The organism is Mesorhizobium sp. B3-1-6 (assembly GCF_006439555.1).
Lineage (GTDB): Bacteria > Pseudomonadota > Alphaproteobacteria > Rhizobiales > Rhizobiaceae > Mesorhizobium.
This window is the reverse complement of record NZ_VFTM01000059.1, coordinates 1-16,852: the sequence shown is the minus strand read 5'-3', so window position 1 is coordinate 16,852 and position 16,852 is coordinate 1. Positions and strand designations below refer to the sequence as shown.

The following is a 16,852-nucleotide window of genomic DNA, read 5'->3' as shown; positions in this document are numbered from 1 at the left end:
GATTCAGGCGACGCGCTTTAAGGCTTTGTTTTCATGCATGTCGTTATCGCAAAACCGCTGCACACTTTTGCGCGACACGCATTAGCGATCCTCGAAGCCGGTCAGCACGCCGACGGTGTTGATGCCGATCTCTTCGACGGCGTAGCCGCCCTCCATGACGAACAGAGTGGGCAGGCCGAGCCTGGCGATGCGGCGGCCGATCTTGGGATAGTCCTCGCTCTTCAGCTTGAACTGGCTGATCGGATCCTTCTCGAAAGTGTCGACGCCGAGCGAGACGATGACGACATCGGGGGCGTAGGCCGCGAGCCTGGCGCAGGCGTCCTCCAGCGACGCGCTCCAGCCGTCCCAGTTGGTGCCGAAGGGCATCGGGTAATTGACGTTGAAACCTTCGCCTTCGCCTTCGCCGCGCTCGTCGGCATGACCGAGGAAGAAGGGATACTCGACCATCGGGTCGCCATGCAGGTTGAGGACCTGGATGTCGCCGCGGCGGTAGAAGATCTCCTGCGTGCCGTTGCCGTGATGGTAGTCGACATCGAGGATCGAGACGCGTTTGGCGCCCTGATCGCGATACCACTGCGCGACGACGGCGGCGTTGTTGATGAAGCAGTAGCCGCCCATGAAGGCAGCGCCGGCGTGATGGCCGGGCGGGCGGCAGAGCGCGAAGGCGGTGCGCTCGCCGCCCTTGACCAGTGCGGCGGCGGTCAGCGCGACGTCATAGGAGGACTTGATCGCCGCCCAGGTGCCTTCGACGAAGGTGGCGCCGGCGTCGAAGGAATAATAGCCGAGCAAGGCATCGACGCGCTTCGGCGGCACGTCGCCGCGCAGGCCGCGCGTCGGCCAGGTGAAGCCCATGGCCGAGCCCTTGAAGCCGGCGGCAACCCATTCCGGCCACACCGTCGGCAGGAAGTCGATATAATGGGCTTCATGCACGCGTTTGGCGGCGGCGAGGTCGTGTTCGGTCGGTCCGATGATCGGCCCGAGCTTCTCGCTCTCCACCCGCGCCCTGATGAATTCGGCCCGCGACGGCTTCTCGAAACCCGGCACGATCGCCGATGTGACCAGTTCCATCTGGCCTGAATGGCCGGCATGAAGCGGCGAATAGACAGTTTTCATAGAAATTCCCCTGGAAGTGCGAAATCAGTTGGAGGTGCGAAATTCAGTCGAGATTGAGATGGGGGGTCACCAGAGCGAGCCACATGGCTTCCACATCGTCCTCGATGAGGTCGAATGTCCTGCGGTCCCTCTTCAGCCCGACAAGCCGGCAGACATGGCCGACTTCCATCATCAGGACGCCGAGCCGGCTGGCGATCTTGTTTTCGAGAGCCGGATTCACATGGCGCAGCCAGGCGGCGTAGAGGGCGATGATCTCCTTGTCATATTCGTCCTGGATCGGTCTCAGGTCGGCATTGCCGGATATGGCCTCGATCACCGGCATCAGGGTGGCGTTGTCGAGATAGAGCCTGGACGTGTCGATGAAGAGCTTGCGCACTTCGCGCCGAAATTCCTCGCGGTCGGTTGGCCGGGGGACGTCGATGCGCTTCTGGATGACCTTGGGAAAAGACGACAGCCAGCGCCGGGCCAGGTCCAGAAGAATGGCTTCCTTGTTGGGAAAGTACTGATAAACCGAACCGACCGACAAGCCCGCGCGCTGCGCGATGGCGAGCGTCGTCGGCGTTCTGGTTCCTTGCTCGCGCGTCAGGATCAGCGCCGCGTCTAGAATCCTGTCGACCACCTTGCTTGACCGTTGCTGCCGCGGCTGCTTGCGCGGTTCGAGCGCTATCTTGGTCTTGCGGTCGAGACTGCGCTTCACTGCTCGTTGCCCCCGTTCCCCGCCCGGCCTCACCATCGGCGCGCGGTGCAGTCCACTATACATTCCAAATTCCGGCTGTTGACAAACGCGAATAAACAGTCGCATTCTTTATCCACGCTGTCTTCCACGATAACAAGGGGAATTTCGAAGACGGCGCACCGGCATCGGCTTTTGTTCACGGCGTCGCCCGGTGGAGCGGCGGCTCGTCGGACGTAGCGTTGTCGGTCCCTCAGCAAAATGTGGAGTCGCGATGTCGGTTGCGGATGGTGGTGCGGATCTGGTGGTCGTCAACGGCCGAGTGCTGACCATGGACGATGACAATCCCGCCGCCGAGGCTGTTGCCGTCAAGGACGGCGTCATCATTGCCATAGGCGACCGCGCTTCCATCGAAGAGCTCAAGGGACCGGCGACAAAGGTTGTCGACGCCCAGGGCGGCTCCGTCCTGCCAGGCTTCATCGAGGCGCATATGCATCTGTTCGGCGGCGCAGCCGAGCTCGATAACCTGCATCTGGCGGGCGTGCACGGCTTCGACGCGCTGCGCGATGCGATCCAGGATTTCGCCGCCAGGCGCCCGGACGCCAGGCTCCTGATCGGGGCCGGCGTCGACTACGCGATCCTGCCGGAGCCGGTGACGCGCCACGATCTCGACCGCATCATTCCCGACCGTCCCTTCGCCATGTCGGCTTCGGACCACCACACGATGTGGGCGAACACCAAGGCGCTGGAAGAGGCCGGGCTGCTGCAGGGCAGGCAGGTCGGACAGGGCAACGAGATCGTCATGGGCGCCGACGGACTTGCCGCGGGCGAGCTGCGCGAAGGCGAGGCCTTCGGGCCGCTCCTCGACCATTACGGGGCAAACCGGACGCGGCTTGGCCTCGAGGGCGCCGAGCCGGATCCTTATCCTTCGGCGAAGGAACTGGCGGCCGATCGGGACCTGATGCATCGCGGCCTTGAATGGTGCGCCAAGCATGGCATCACCTCGATCCAGAACATGGATGGCAATCTCTACCAGCTCGAGCTGCTGGCCGGGCTGGAAAAAGAGGGACGGCTGCTTTGCCGCACCAAGATCCCGTTCCACTTCAAGAATTTCATGAAGCTGGACATGCTGGAAAAAGCCTCGCGGATGGCCGCGAGCTACAATTCGGAATGGCTGTCGTCCGGCATGGTCAAGGTCTTCTATGACGGCGTGCTGGATTCCTGGACGGCGGTGATGGTCGACGACTATGCCGACCGTCCCGGATGGCGCGGCGAACCACTGTTTTCGCCGGAGCATTTCGCCGAAGTGGCGGTCGAGACCGACAGGCGCGGCCTGCAGATCGCCGTGCATTCGATCGGCGACGGCGCGGTGAGGGCGGTGCTCGACGGCTACCAGGCGGCGCTGAAGAAGAACGGCAGGCGTGACAGCCGGCATCGCATCGAGCATATCGAGGTGATCACGGCCTCCGACGTGCCGCGCTTCGCCGAACTCGGCGTTCTGGCGTCGATGCAGCCGGCGCATCCGCCGGGCGCGCTGAACTTCCCGATGGAGCCGACGATCTCGCGCATCGGCCGCGACAAGTGGGCGCTGAGCTATGCCTGGCGCACGCTGAAAAATGCCGGCGCGCGCGTCGTGTTCGCGTCCGACTGGCCGGTTTCGCCGGTCGATCCGATCCTGTCCATCCAGGCGGCAGTGATGCGCAAGCCTTGGGCAGAAGGCATGCCGGACCAGAGCTTCTCGTTGCAGGAAGCAATCGAGAGCTACACCGTCGAGGGCGCCTATGCGGAGTTCATGGAAGATCGCAAGGGTCGCCTCAAAACCGGATATCTTGCCGATATCGTCGTTTTGTCGGCTGATATCGAGGCGACCGCGCCGGAAGCGCTGCACACCGTGCGTCCGGTGACCACCATCTGCGGGGGCAAGATCACCTACCAAGCCTAACGATGGCATAGGAATTGCTTAATTGAATAGGGACTCGGATCGAGTCACTGCTCCGCAGTTGCCAAGCCGACCGGCTTGTGGTGACAATCAAACAGGAACACACCTGCCGACAAGAGCAGGCTCTCTTAATGGGGTAATCGTGCCGGAACAACCGGGTAAGAACGCGATTGAAGTTCGCGGTGTTCGCAAGGTCTTTGGCACCGGCGAAAACCAGGTAGCCGCTCTCGACACGGTGTCGGTGTCGATCCGCGAAAACGAGTTTTTCACTTTGCTCGGCCCGTCCGGATGCGGAAAGACGACGCTGCTGAGATTGATTGCCGGCTTCGATTTCCCGACCGCCGGCGAGATCCTGCTGCACGGGCGCGACATCGCGCCGCTGCCGCCCTTCAAGCGCCCAGTCAACACTGTCTTCCAAAGCTACGCGCTCTTCCCGCACATGACGGTGGCGCAGAATATCGGCTTCGGGCTGGAAATGCTCGGCAAGCCGAAAGGGGAGACCGAAGCGCGCGTCGCCCAGATGCTGAAGCTGGTCAAGATGGAGGCGCTGAAGGCGCGCCGCACCAGCCAGATTTCGGGCGGCCAGCAGCAGCGCGTGGCGCTGGCCCGGGCGCTGGCGCCGCAGCCGAAGGTGCTTTTGCTCGACGAGCCGCTTTCGGCTCTGGACTACAAGCTCCGCAAGGAAATGCAGATCGAATTGAAGCGGCTGCAGAACGAAACCGGCATCACCTTCATCTTCGTCACCCACGACCAGGAAGAAGCGCTGACCATGTCCGACCGCATCGCGGTCATGTCGGCCGGCAAGATTCTGCAGGTCGGCACGCCGCGCGACATCTACGACCGGCCGGCCGAACGCTTCGTTGCCGACTTCATCGGCGAAACCAATTTCCTGCCTGGCACGGTGGTGTCGAAAAAGCCCGGCGTAGCGACGGTCAAGTTCGCCAGCAACGCGACGATCGCCGCGGGTTATCCGGAAGGCTTCGATCCGACCGGCGAGGTGACGCTGGTGGTGCGGCCCGAGCACGCCGACCTGGTACCCGATCCGGCCAAGGGTACGGTCGCCGGGACGCTCTCCAACATCGTCTATTTCGGCACCGACACGCATTATCACGTCAAGCTCGACGGCGGCGAGAACTTCATCGTGCGCCACCAGAACAGCCGCTCGGCGCCGGTCACCTACGAGACCGGGGCGAAGGTCGGCATCCAGTTCGAGGAGGACGCCGCCCGCGTCCTGAAAGACTGATGACGACAGCCACGCTCTCCCCGACCATGCTCTCCAAGGCCGCGTTGTTCGAAGCCCAGGCGGTGAAAACCAGCGCGCGGCGCAACCGGCTGCTGTCGCTGCCGGCGCTGATCATCATCGGCATATTCGGCGTGCTGCCGCTCCTCATCATCTGCGTCTATTCGTTCCTGGTCGCCGCGCCCTATGGCGGCGTGCAGTGGCAGTTCTCGACCGATGCCTATCTGAACTTCCTGTTCCAACGCGACATTTTCGACGATACGCTGCAGTTCACGTCGGATTTCCTGATCATCTACCTGCGCTCCTTCCTGTTCGCGGTGGTGACGACGGTGATCTGCCTGCTGCTCGGTTTCCCGACCGCCTATTTCATGGCCACCCGGCCGCCGGCGCAGCGCAACTGGTGGGTGCTTCTGATCACCATCCCGTTCTGGTCGAACCTTCTGGTCCGCACGCTGGCGATCATGTTCATCATCCGCGACGAGGGCCTGATCAACAACGCGCTGCTCGCGCTCGGCGTGATCGATAAGCCGATCACGATGCTCTACACCAATTTCGCTATCCAGCTTGGCCTGCTCTACGCCTTCCTGCCGTTCATGGTGCTGCCGCTCTATTCGAGCCTGGAGAAACTCGACTTCCGGCTGATCGAAGCCGCGTATGATCTTTACGCGACGCGCCGGCAGGTGCTGTGGCGGGTGATCATCCCGATGTCGAAGCCCGGCATCATCGCCGGCTGCCTGCTCGTCTTCATCCCGGCGCTCGGCGCCTATGTGACGCCGCTGATCCTGGGTGGCGGCGTGCACCTGATGATCGGCGATCTCATCGCGCAGCAATTCGGCTCGGGCCGCAACTGGCCGCTCGGCTGCGCGCAGGCGCTGATCCTGATGGCGGCGGTGCTGGTCGCGCTGTTCTTCTATGTCCGCAACACGTCGGGGAAGGTGCAGCATGGCTGAGCCCCGCGTCATGGACATCAAGGACCAGCCGGGCTTCCGCTCGATCGCCATCATCTGCCTGCTGGTGCTCTACGTGCCGGTGCTGATCCTGATGATCTTCTCGTTCAACAGCGGCTCGCTGGTCACGCATTGGGAAGGCGTCACGCTCAACTGGTACGGCAGCGCGCTGCGCAACGACGAGTTCCACAGCGCGGCGCGCAACACGCTGATCATCTCGGTGACCGCGACGATCGTTTCGACGATCTGCGCGACGCTTGCAGCCATCGGCATGACGCGGGTGAAACCGTGGCGCGGCTTGGCGGCCGCTTTCATGGTCATCAACCTGCCGCTGATGGTGCCGGAGATCATCACGGCGGTGGCGACGCTTTCCTTCTTCGCGTTGATCGCCGGCACGCTGGGGCTCAATTTCGGCATCGGCAATCTGATCCTCGCCCACACCGTGTTCTGCATCCCCTTCGCCTATATGCCGATCAGGGCGCGGCTGGAGGACATGGACCTGACGCTGGAATATGCGGCGGCGGACCTCTACGCGACGCCGTGGAATGCCTTCAGGCGCATCACGCTACCGCTGCTGGTCCCCGGCATCATGTCGGGCGCGGCACTTGCCTTCATCGTTTCCTTCGACGATTTCACCATCACGCAGCTCGTCGCCGGCCCCGGCCAGACGACGCTGCCCCTCTATATCTGGAACCAGATCCGACGACCGATGACGCCCGAGATCAACGCCATCTCCACCATCCTGCTCCTGGTGTCGATCCTGTTCGTCTCGGTCTCGTTCCTGATCGCGCGACGGCGCGCAAAATGACCACGGGCTCCAACACAACAATGGGAAGGCAAGGAGAACATAAAATGTCTGCAAAACTGATGGCGGCCGTTTCCGCGGCCGTTCTGCTATCGGCAGTGCCGGCGCTCGCCGACGGCGAACTGCATATCTACAACTGGGGCGACTACACCAACCCGAAGCTGATCGAAAAGTTCGAGAAGCAATACAACGTCAAGGTGACGCTGGACGACTACGATTCCAACGAAACCATGCTGTCCAAGGTGCGCGCGGGCAATTCCGGCTACGACATCGTCGTGCCGTCGGACTACACCGTGAAGATCATGGTCGAAGAGGGCCTGCTCGAAAAGACCGAGCCCAACGCGATGCCGAACGGCAAGAACATCGATCCGCGCTTCGTCGACGTCTATTGGGACTCCGGCCGGCACTACACCGCGCCGTGGCAGTTCGGCACGACGGCGTTCTCGGTCAACATGGACAAGTTCAAGGGCGACATCAACACGCTGGCGATCCTGTTCAACCCGCCGGACGAGCTCAAGGGCCAGATCAATGTGCTCGACGACGTCAACACCGTCATGCACGCGGCCGAGCGCTACGCCGGCGTGCCGCGCTGCGGCGCCGACAAGGCCAACCTGAAGAAGGTCAACGACATACTGATGGCCGCCAAGCCGTCGTGGAAGACCTTCAGCTATGATACCATCACCAAGATCACCTCCGGCGACGTCATCGTGTCGGAGCAGTGGAACGGCGCCAGCTACCGCTCGCGCCAGAAGATACCGGCGATCAAGTATGCCTATCCGAAGGAAGGCATCGAAGGCTGGATGGACAATGTCGCGGTGCTGAAGGGCGCCAAGAACCTCGACAACGCCAAGCTGTTCCAGGACTTCGTCATGGCGCCCGAGAACGCGGCGTTGATCTCGGAGTTCGCCGGCTACGACAATGGCATCGCCGGCAGCCACAAATTCCTGCCTACGGAATTCGCCAACTCGCCGGAAATCAGCCCTCCGGCCGGCTCGCCGACGCCGGAATTCGTGCCGCCATGCTCGCCGGACGTGGTGGAGATCTACAACAAGATCTGGACCAACCTGCGCAAATAATTTTGCCGGAACGCATGAAGGAGGGGAGGCTCCGGCCTCCCTTTCTTGTGTCTGCCGGGAGGACACTATGACATCTTATCGCAACTCCGAGCCGCGGCCGCCGATCATGCAGGGCTCGCCGCCGAAGCTGGTGCCGCCGAAGCTCGATTGGGACCGGCCACCGTGGAACCGCTGGGCCTTCCAGCACATCCGCGAATTCCTGCCGACGGTCGAGGTCTGGCGCGGCAGCGGCCATCGCCATCGCCTGGAGCGCAACGAAGTCGACCTCGATGGGTTGGCTGTCGTGGACAGCAACGGAGCGCCGACGACGCTCGCCGGCTTGCTCGACGAAACCTATGCCGACGGTTTCCTGGTGCTGAAGGACGGCAAGATCGCCTATGAGCGCTATTTCAACGGCATGGACCAGCGCACGCTGCATCTGTCGCAGTCGATGGCGAAGTCGGTCACCGGCGCGGTGTGCGGCATCCTGGTCGGGCGCGGCCTGATCGATCCCGGCAAGCTGGTCACCGATTATCTGCCGGAACTCGGCGAGACCGGCTGGGGCGGCGCCACCGTGCAGCACGCGCTCGACATGACGACGGGCGTGCGCTTTTCCGAGGAATACACCGACCGCTATTCCGAGATCGGCCAGGTCGATGTCGCGACCGGCTGGAAGCCGATCCCGCCGGGCAGCGATCCGGACTTCGCGTGGCCGTCGCACCTGTTCGAGCTGATCCTGCGGCTGAAGGACAGAGTGCGCCCGCATGGCGAGGCCTTCGAATACCGTTCGATCGAGACCGACGTGCTCGCCTTCATCATGGAACGGGTGAGCGGCAAGCGCCTGGCGCAGCTCGTCTCGGAAGAACTCTGGCAGAAGCTCGGCGCCGACGAGAGCGCCTGCTTCACCGTCGACAGCGCCGGCTACGCGCTGGCCGATGGCGGCTTCAACGCGACGCTGCGCGATTATGGCCGCTTCGGACAACTGATCCTCGACAATGGCGGCGGCGTGATCCCGGCCGACTGGATCGAGGCGACACGCAGCGGCAAGCACGGGCCGAATTTCAGCCCGAGCCTGCCGGACGGCAGCTACCGCAACCAGTTCTGGATCGAGGATTCGCGCTCGCGCTCGCTGATGTGCCGCGGCGTGTTCGGCCAATTGATTTATATGAGCTGGGAACACAGGATGGTCGTGGTGAAGCTTTCGACCTATCCGGATTTCGTCAACTCCGCCTATTCGGTGGCGACGCAGAAGGCGGTGCACGCCATCGCCGCCGCGCTGGCCTGAAACCGCAAGTAAAATCCGGGAGAGTGTCATGACCGGCAAGACCGCGTTCGAGGCCCAGTACGGCTTTTCCCGCAAGGATGTGCGGCTCGAAACCTGGCGGCTGGCACCGTTCAACCGATGGTCCTTCCAGAATGTCGGCGAACTGGTGCCGAGCGCGCATGTCGCGGCGGCGCCGGGCGGCGAGGAGGAGGCGAAATCGCTCGGCGCATTGCTTGAGGAAAAGATACCGCTCGCCGGCGGCAGCGAAACCGTCGAGAGCTTCCTGAAGCGTTCCGACACGGACGGGCTGACGATCCTCAAGGCGGGCAAGCTGATCGGCGACTGGTCGGCGCCGCATATGCCGTTCGGAGCCCGCCACATCATCTTTTCGATCAGCAAGTCGGTGACGGCTCTTCTTGCCGGCATACTGGAAGGCGAAAGGGTATTCGATCCCAGCGCGCCGGTTACAGAATACATTCCCGAAGCCTGGGGCTCGGCCTATGGCGATGCGAGCGTGCGCAACGTGCTCGACATGACGGTCAGCCTCGATTTCGAGGAAGCCTATCTCGATCCGGAGAGCGCTTTCGCCCGCTACCGCCGCTCGACGTTGTGGAACCCCGGCGGCGGGTCGGAGAGCCTCGCGGCGTTCCTGATGACGATCCAGCGCCTTGCCGAGCCGCACGGGCAGACCTATCGCTACCGCTCACCCAATTCCGATGTGCTCGGCATCCTGGTCGAGCGCGCTTCCGGCATGCGCGTCAGCCAATTGCTCAGCGAAAAACTGTGGCAGCCGCTCGGTGCCGCAAGCGAAATGTCGGTGACGGTCGACATGGAAGGCACGGCGCGCACCGCCGGCGGCATGTCGATGACGCCGCGCGATCTTGCCCGTGTCGGCGAGATGATGCGGCAGGGCGGCACGGTGAACGGCCGCCGCATCGTCCCGGAAGCCTGGGTGCGCGACACGGTCGCCACCGGCGGCAGCCATGAAGCCTGGCAGCGCGGCACGATGGCGTTCCTGTTCCCGAAGGGGCGCTACCGCAACAAATGGTACCAGACCGGCAATGACAGCGGCGCCTTCTGCGGCATCGGCATCCACGGCCAGTGGCTCTACGTCAATCCGAAGGCGGAAGTGGTCATCGCCAAGATGTCGTCGCAGCCGGAGCCAGTGGACGACAAGCTGGACGAGGACATTGTGGCATTCCTCGCGGCGTTGAGCCGAATAGCTTGATCCGGCCTGGCGGCCGGGCTCAGCGTCTTTCCTGTGGACCTTCCTCGCTGGATGAAGCCGGCGCGGTTGGCGCGGCCGGCATCCCGGCCTATGGTCGCCGCTCTTTTCTGCAGGAACCAGCATGGCATCGGACATCAAGCGCATCGCAGCAATCATCGCGGCCGAGATCGGCGCGCGGCCGGAGCAGGCCGCGGCGGCAATCGGGCTGCTCGACGAGGGCGCGACGGTGCCGTTCGTGGCGCGTTACCGCAAGGAAGTCACCGGCGGGCTCGACGACACGCAGTTGCGCGACCTTTCCGAGCGTCTCGCCTATCTGCGCGAGCTCGATGCGCGGCGCGAGACGATCCTCGGCTCGATACGCGAACAGGGCAAGCTGACCGAGGAGCTCGCGGCGAAGATCGCCGCCGCAGGCACCAAGGCCGAGCTCGAGGATATCTATCTCCCGTACAAGCCGAAGCGACGCACCAAGGCCGAGATCGCTAAGGAGCGTGGGCTCGGGCCGCTTGCCGAAGCAATCCTTGCCGATCGCTCGAAAGTTCCGGCCGAGCTTGCGCTCGCCTATGTCACCGAAGAGGTGGCCGACGCCAAGGCGGCGCTCGAAGGCGCGCGCGACATCCTGTCGGAGCAGTTCGCCGAAAATGCCGATCTGGTCGGCAAGCTGCGCGCCTATATGAAGGAACGCGCCTTCCTGCGCGCAAAAGTCGTCGACGGCAAGCAGGAAGCGGGCGCTAAATTCTCCGACTATTTCGACCATGTCGAGCGCTGGGCGAATGTGCCAAGCCACCGCGCCCTGGCGATGCTGCGCGGTCGCAACGAGGAAGTGCTGTCGCTCGACATCGAGGTCGATGCCGACGATCAATCGCCGGTGAAGCCGGTCGAGCGCATGATCGCCAATGCCTATGCGATAGGCGGCAGCCTGCCCGGCGACAAATGGCTGATGGACGTGGCCGGCTGGACCTGGCGGATAAAACTGTCGCTCCACCTGACGCTCGATCTGATGCGCGACCTGCGCGAGCGCGCCGAGGAAGAGGCGATCCATGTCTTTGCCCGCAATCTGAAGGACCTGCTGCTGGCCGCGCCCGCCGGCTCGCGGCCGACCATGGGGCTCGACCCAGGCATCCGCACCGGGGTTAAGGTGGCGGTTGTCGACGGCACCGGCAAGCTGGTGGCGACGACGACTGTCTATCCGTTCCCGCCGAAGAACGACGTGCGCGGCACGCAGGCCGAACTTGCCGTCCTCATCCGCCAGCACAAGGTGGAGCTGATCTCCATCGGCAACGGCACCGGCAGCCGCGAGACCGAAAAGCTGGTGGCCGACATGCTGTCGGACCTGCCGGCCGGTGCCGGACCGAAGCCGCTCAAGGTCATCGTCAGCGAAGCTGGCGCCTCGGTCTATTCCGCTTCGGCCACGGCAGCGGCGGAATTCCCGGGCCTGGATGTCTCGCTGCGCGGCGCGGTGTCCATCGCCAGGCGCCTGCAGGATCCGTTGGCCGAGTTGGTCAAGATCGAGCCGAAGTCGATCGGCGTCGGCCAATATCAGCACGATGTCGACCAGTACCGGCTCGGCCGCTCGCTGGAAGCGGTGGTCGAGGATGCGGTGAACGCCGTCGGCGTCGATCTCAACACGGCGTCGGCGCTGCTGCTGGCACGCGTTTCAGGCCTTGGCCCATCGCTTGCCGAAGCGATCGTCGCGCATCGCGACGCGACCGGGCCGTTCGCCAGCCGCAAGGATCTGCTCAAGGTCTCCCGCCTTGGACCGCGCGCGTTCGAACAATCCGCCGGCTTCCTGCGCATTCCAAATGGCAACGAGCCGCTCGATGCCTCATCTGTGCATCCGGAAGCCTATGGCGTGGCCAAGAAGATCGTTGCCGCCTGCGGCCGCGACGTGCGCGCCCTGATGGGCGACAGCGCGGCGCTCAAGGCGCTCGACCCGCGCGTCTTCGTCGACGAGCGTTTCGGCCTGCCGACGGTGCGCGATATCCTGGCCGAACTGGAAAAGCCCGGCCGCGATCCACGCCCCGGCTTCAAGACGGCGACCTTCGCCGACGGTGTCGACGACATCAAGGATTTGAAACCCGGCATGCAGCTCGAAGGCACCGTCACCAATGTCGCGGCCTTCGGCGCCTTCGTTGACATCGGAGTGCACCAGGACGGGCTGGTGCACGTCTCGCAACTGGCCGACCGCTTCATCAAGGACGCGCATGAGGTGGTCAAGGCTGGCGACGTGGTGAAAGTGCGCGTCGTCGATGTCGACATCAAGCGCAAGCGCATCGCGCTATCGATGCGCAAGGATGGCGGCGAGGGCGGGGTATCGCGCGGGCCGCGCGACGGTGGCGGCGGCAAGCCGGCGCCACGTGCGCCGGCGCCGCAGCGGCAGCCGGAACGGCCGGCGCAGGGAGCCTTCGGTGCGGCATTGGCCGAGGCGCTCAAGCGCAAGTAGCTACCACGCGAGCACTGCTGGCTCCTTGCCGATCTGACCCAACAGCCAGTCGCGAAAACTGGCGACCGGCGGGTGGCCGCGCTTGTCGTGCGGCACGACGAGATAATAGGCGCTGCGGCTCTGCATCGGCCGGCCGGGCGCCGGCACCAGCTGGCCGCGCTGCAGTTCGCCGGCGATCAGGATTTCCGGCAACAGGGCGACGCCGAGCCCGGCCATGCAGGCTTGGGCGACGGTGCCGAACTGCTCGAACCGCATGCCGGGACCGGTCGGCGCATCGAGCCCCTCATGCTCGAACCATTCGCTCCAGGCGCCGGGGCGCGTTGCCATATGCAGCAGCGGCATGCGGCCGATATCGGCCGGCGTGGCGATGGCGCGGGCGGCCAGGAATTCGGGCGAAACCACAGGCATCACGGTTTCGCGCACCAAAAGCGTGCAGTCGGCCTCCGGCCAGTCCGGCATGCCGTGATGGATGGCGGCGTCCAAGCGTTCGCGGGCGAAATCGAACCGCCCGATACGGGTGGCGAAGTTGATGGTGATGTCCGGGTGGCGGGCGACGAAATCCGGAATCAGCGGCATCAGCCAGCGTGTGCCGAAGGTTGGCAGGATCGCGACATTGAGAACACCGCTATGCCGATTGCTCATCAATCCAAGTGCTGCGTCGCGCAACTGGCCAAGCGCCGAGCGCACCGCTTCGGCATAGATCTCGCCCGCGGCCGATAGCCGGACATTGCGGCTGTCGCGTTCGAAAAGCCGACGGCCGAACTGCTCTTCCACCAAGCTGATCTGCCGGCTGATGGCACCTTGCGTTAGATCGAGTTCGCGGGCGGCTGCGGTGAAGGAGCCAAGACGCGCCACCGCCTCGAAAGCGGCAAGAGCGGCGGTATTGGGTAGAAGGCGGCGCTGGACACTCATTATCTATTACTAACGCTCATTGATCCGTGATGCAATTTTGTTTGATTTTTCGCTGGCACGGGCGGATAAGCCGGGCACATCAAAAAATACCGGGAGCGAGTCATGGCCGCCGAGAAGAATGCCTTCCTGTGGAACGATCCTTTCCTCATCGAGGACCAGCTTTCCGAGGACGAGCGCATGGTGCGCGACGGCGCTGCCGCCTTCGCCGCCGACAAGCTGGCGCCGCGCATCGAGGAAGCCTATGCCGACGAGAAGACCGATCCGTCGATCTTCCGCGAGATGGGCGAGGCGGGCCTGCTCGGCATCACCATTCCGGAAGAATATGGCGGGCTTGGCGCCGGATACGTGACCTACGGATTGGTCGCGCGGGAAGTTGAACGCGTCGACTCGGGTTATCGTTCGATGATGAGCGTGCAGTCCTCGCTGGTCATGTATCCGATCCATGCCTATGGCTCGGAAGCGCAGCGCAAGAAATACCTGCCGAAGCTGGCGTCGGGCGAATGGATCGGGTGCTTCGGCCTCACCGAGCCGGATGCCGGCTCCGATCCGGGCGGCATGAAGACGCGCGCCGAGAAGACCGCGAATGGCTACAGGCTCTCCGGCTCCAAGATGTGGATATCCAACGCGCCGATCGCCGACGTGTTCGTCGTCTGGGCGAAGCTGAAGGGCGATAACGGCAAGGACGAGATCCGCGGCTTCGTGTTGGAAAAGGGCCTGAAAGGGCTTTCCGCGCCGAAGATCGGCGGCAAGCTCAGCCTCCGCGCCTCGATCACCGGCGAAGTGGTGATGGAAGGCGTCGAGGTCGGCGAGGAAGCGCTGCTGCCCAACGCCAAGGGCCTCGGCGGTCCGTTCGGCTGCCTCAACCGGGCACGCTACGGCATCTCCTGGGGCGCGATGGGCGCCGCCGAGGATTGCTGGCACCGGGCGCGGCAGTATGGCCTCGACAGAAAACAGTTCGGCAAGCCGCTTGCCGGCACGCAGCTGTTCCAGAAGAAACTCGCCGATATGCAGACCGAGATCGCGCTCGGCCTGCAGGGCTCGTTGCGCGTCGGCCGGCTGATGGACGAAGGCAAGATGGCGCCGGAGATGATCTCGATCGTCAAGCGCAACAATTGCGGCAAGGCGCTCGATATCGCCCGTCAGGCGCGCGACATGCATGGCGGCAACGGCATCCAGATCGGCTACCATGTGATGCGCCACGCGCAGAACCTGGAGACGGTCAATACCTATGAGGGCACGCATGACGTGCATGCGCTAATCCTCGGAAGGGCGCAGACGGGTATCCAGGCGTTTTTCTAAGCTGGCAACGCTGCTTAAATTAGGTGCAGCGCAACATCTCTGCTTGGAGAATGGCCAGCATTTATGCCAGGGTTCGGCGACTGAAACGCCGAGCTCCGGGGCACCATGGCAATTCTGGCAGCCGTCCATCACCTGATCCATTACAAATATGACCGGCCGGTGGTGCTCGGTCCCCAGGTGATCAGGCTGCAGCCGGCGCCGCATTCGCGCACCAAGGTGCTCAGCCACTCGCTGAAGGTCGAGCCGGCAAACCACTTCGTCAACCTGCAGCAGGATCCCTACGGCAACTTCCTCGCCCGCTTCGTCTTTCCGGAGCCGGTGACGGAACTGAAGATCGAGGTCGACCTCGTCGCCGACATGACGGTCTACAATCCGTTCGACTTCTTCGTCGAGGAGAGCGCCGAGACCTTTCCGTTCGATTATCCGGAAGAGATCAGGGAAGACCTCGCCATCTACCGGAAACCGGAGCCGACCGGGCCGCTGTTGTCGAAATTTCTGGAAAGCATCGACCGCAGCCCGGCAAACACCGTCAATTTCCTCGTCGACCTCAATGCAAGGCTGCAGCGCGAGATCGCTTACATCGTGCGCATGGAGACCGGCGTCTATTCGCCGGAAGAGACGCTGGCCGCGGCCAAGGGCTCGTGCCGGGATTCCAGTTGGCTCCTGGTCCAGATCCTGCGTAACCTCGGCATCGCCGCCCGCTTCGTCTCCGGCTATCTGATCCAGCTCAAGCCCGATCTCGTCTCGCTCGACGGACCGCCGGGAACCGCTGTCGACTTCACCGATCTGCATGCCTGGTGCGAGGTTTATATTCCGGGCGCCGGCTGGATCGGTTTCGACCCGACTTCCGGCCTGCTCACCGGCGAAAGCCACGTGCCGCTGGCGGCGACGCCGCATTTTCGCAACGCCGCGCCGATTTCCGGCATGGCGAGCTTCGCCAATGTCGAATTCGGCTTCGACATGCGCGTCGACCGCATCGCCGAGCATCCGCGCATCACCAAGCCGTTCTCCGACGAAAGCTGGCAGGCGCTCGATGCGCTAGGGAACAAGGTCGACGCGGTGCTGAAAGACGGCGACGTGCGGCTCACCATGGGCGGCGAGCCGACCTTCGTGTCGATCGACGATTTCGAATCCGCGGAATGGAACACGGCGGCCGTCGGCCCGACCAAACGCGACAAGGCGGACCAGCTCATCCGCCGGCTGCGCGAACGTTTCGCGTCGGGCGGCTTCCTGCATTACGGCCAGGGCAAGTGGTATCCGGGCGAGAGCCTGCCGCGCTGGACGTTCTCGCTCTACTGGCGCGCCGACGGTGAGCCGGTATGGAGCGACCCGTCGCTGATCGCACGCGAAAAGAGTGACGCGAAGGTCGGGCCGCAGCAGGCCGAGAGCCTGCTGACGACTATCGCCGGCGAGCTCGGCATCGACAAGGCGATGGTCAGCGAGGCCTATGAGGATCCAGGCGAATGGCTGCTCAAGGAAGGCAAGCTGCCGGACAATGTCGATCCGTCCAATTCCAAGCTGGAAGACCCGGAAGAGCGCAGCCGCATGGCGCGCGTCTTCGAGCGCGGGCTGACCAAGCCGTCGGGCTATGTGCTGCCGGTGCAGCGCTGGAACAGCCAGGCCGCCGGACAGCGCTGGCGCTCGGAGAAATGGAAGACGCGGCGCGGCCGCCTGTTCCTGGTGCCGGGCGATTCCCCGGTCGGCTACCGCCTGCCGCTCGGCACGCTGCCTTACGTGCCGCCGGCGCAGTTTCCCTATATCGTGCCGGTCGATCCGTCGCTGCCGCGTGGGCCGCTGCCGGCGCGCGAGGCTATCTTGCCGGGGGCCGCCACGGCGGAGCCTGAAGGCGCCGACGAAATGGCGCGCCGCCAGCAGGCCGTGTCCTTCACCGCCGCGACCGGCCAGCAGGATCGCGTCGAGCAGGAGATCACGGAGAT

13 protein-coding genes are annotated in these 16,852 nt (G+C 64.0%); 10 read left to right on the top strand and 3 right to left on the bottom strand.

Annotation, left to right across the window (positions count from 1 at the left end; translation table 11 throughout):
• Positions 1–81 precede the first annotated feature (81 nt).
• Together FJ414_RS30745 and FJ414_RS30740 are read right to left on the bottom strand one after the other, a co-directional pair.
• Positions 82–1,113, bottom strand: a complete 1,032-nt coding sequence (locus FJ414_RS30745) for a histone deacetylase family protein (protein WP_140648105.1) — start codon at positions 1,111–1,113, stop codon at positions 82–84.
• Between the two features lie 43 nt (positions 1,114–1,156).
• Positions 1,157–1,810 carry a TetR/AcrR family transcriptional regulator gene (locus FJ414_RS30740; protein ID WP_140648104.1) on the bottom strand — a complete coding sequence of 218 codons (654 nt, stop codon included), beginning with the start codon at positions 1,808–1,810 and terminating at the stop codon, positions 1,157–1,159.
• Between the two features lie 250 nt (positions 1,811–2,060).
• Here FJ414_RS30740 and FJ414_RS30735 point away from each other — a divergent pair, with 250 nt between their 5' ends.
• The 8 genes from FJ414_RS30735 (at position 2,061) to FJ414_RS30700 (ending at position 12,704) form a co-directional block, all read left to right on the top strand.
• Positions 2,061–3,728 (top strand): amidohydrolase, encoded by a 1,668-nt coding sequence (locus FJ414_RS30735; RefSeq protein WP_140648103.1) that lies wholly within the window; start codon positions 2,061–2,063, stop codon positions 3,726–3,728.
• Positions 3,729–3,867: 139 nt separating this feature from the next.
• Positions 3,868–4,968 (top strand): ABC transporter ATP-binding protein, encoded by a 1,101-nt coding sequence (locus tag FJ414_RS30730; protein ID WP_140648102.1) that lies wholly within the window; start codon positions 3,868–3,870, stop codon positions 4,966–4,968.
• Positions 4,968–5,915, top strand: a complete 948-nt coding sequence (locus FJ414_RS30725; RefSeq protein ID WP_140648101.1) for an ABC transporter permease — start codon at positions 4,968–4,970, stop codon at positions 5,913–5,915. The genes FJ414_RS30730 and FJ414_RS30725 overlap by 1 nt, the downstream gene beginning before the upstream one ends.
• Positions 5,908–6,720: an ABC transporter permease gene (locus FJ414_RS30720; protein WP_140648100.1), complete on the top strand. Its 813-nt coding sequence runs from the start codon at positions 5,908–5,910 to the stop codon at positions 6,718–6,720. Before FJ414_RS30725 ends, FJ414_RS30720 begins: the two co-directional genes overlap by 8 nt.
• 44 nt (positions 6,721–6,764) lie before the next feature.
• The gene (locus FJ414_RS30715) at positions 6,765–7,793 is read left to right on the top strand and encodes an extracellular solute-binding protein (protein ID WP_181167048.1); all 1,029 of its coding nucleotides are present in this window, start codon (positions 6,765–6,767) and stop codon (positions 7,791–7,793) included.
• A gap of 67 nt (positions 7,794–7,860) precedes the next feature.
• Positions 7,861–9,057, top strand: coding sequence for a serine hydrolase (locus FJ414_RS30710; RefSeq protein WP_140648099.1), 1,197 nt, complete (start codon positions 7,861–7,863; stop codon positions 9,055–9,057).
• Between the two features lie 28 nt (positions 9,058–9,085).
• Positions 9,086–10,264 carry a serine hydrolase gene (locus tag FJ414_RS30705; protein WP_140648098.1) on the top strand — a complete coding sequence of 393 codons (1,179 nt, stop codon included), beginning with the start codon at positions 9,086–9,088 and terminating at the stop codon, positions 10,262–10,264.
• Positions 10,265–10,385: 121 nt separating this feature from the next.
• Complete coding sequence (locus tag FJ414_RS30700) at positions 10,386–12,704, top strand: Tex family protein (RefSeq protein ID WP_140648097.1); 2,319 nt, start codon at positions 10,386–10,388, stop codon at positions 12,702–12,704.
• On the opposite strand, the gene FJ414_RS30695 is transcribed toward FJ414_RS30700, so the two are convergent.
• On the bottom strand, positions 12,705–13,616 hold the full coding sequence (locus tag FJ414_RS30695; protein WP_140648096.1) for a LysR family transcriptional regulator: 912 nt from the start codon (positions 13,614–13,616) through the stop codon (positions 12,705–12,707).
• Positions 13,617–13,718: 102 nt separating this feature from the next.
• Between FJ414_RS30695 and FJ414_RS30690 the strand changes: the two genes are divergently transcribed.
• Together FJ414_RS30690 and FJ414_RS30685 are read left to right on the top strand one after the other, a co-directional pair.
• Positions 13,719–14,915: an acyl-CoA dehydrogenase gene (locus FJ414_RS30690; protein WP_140648095.1), complete on the top strand. Its 1,197-nt coding sequence runs from the start codon at positions 13,719–13,721 to the stop codon at positions 14,913–14,915.
• A 105-nt stretch (positions 14,916–15,020) separates the two neighbouring features.
• Positions 15,021–16,852, top strand: a 1,832-nt coding sequence (locus tag FJ414_RS30685) for a transglutaminase family protein (RefSeq protein WP_140648094.1), incomplete at its 3' end; no start/stop codon positions are given.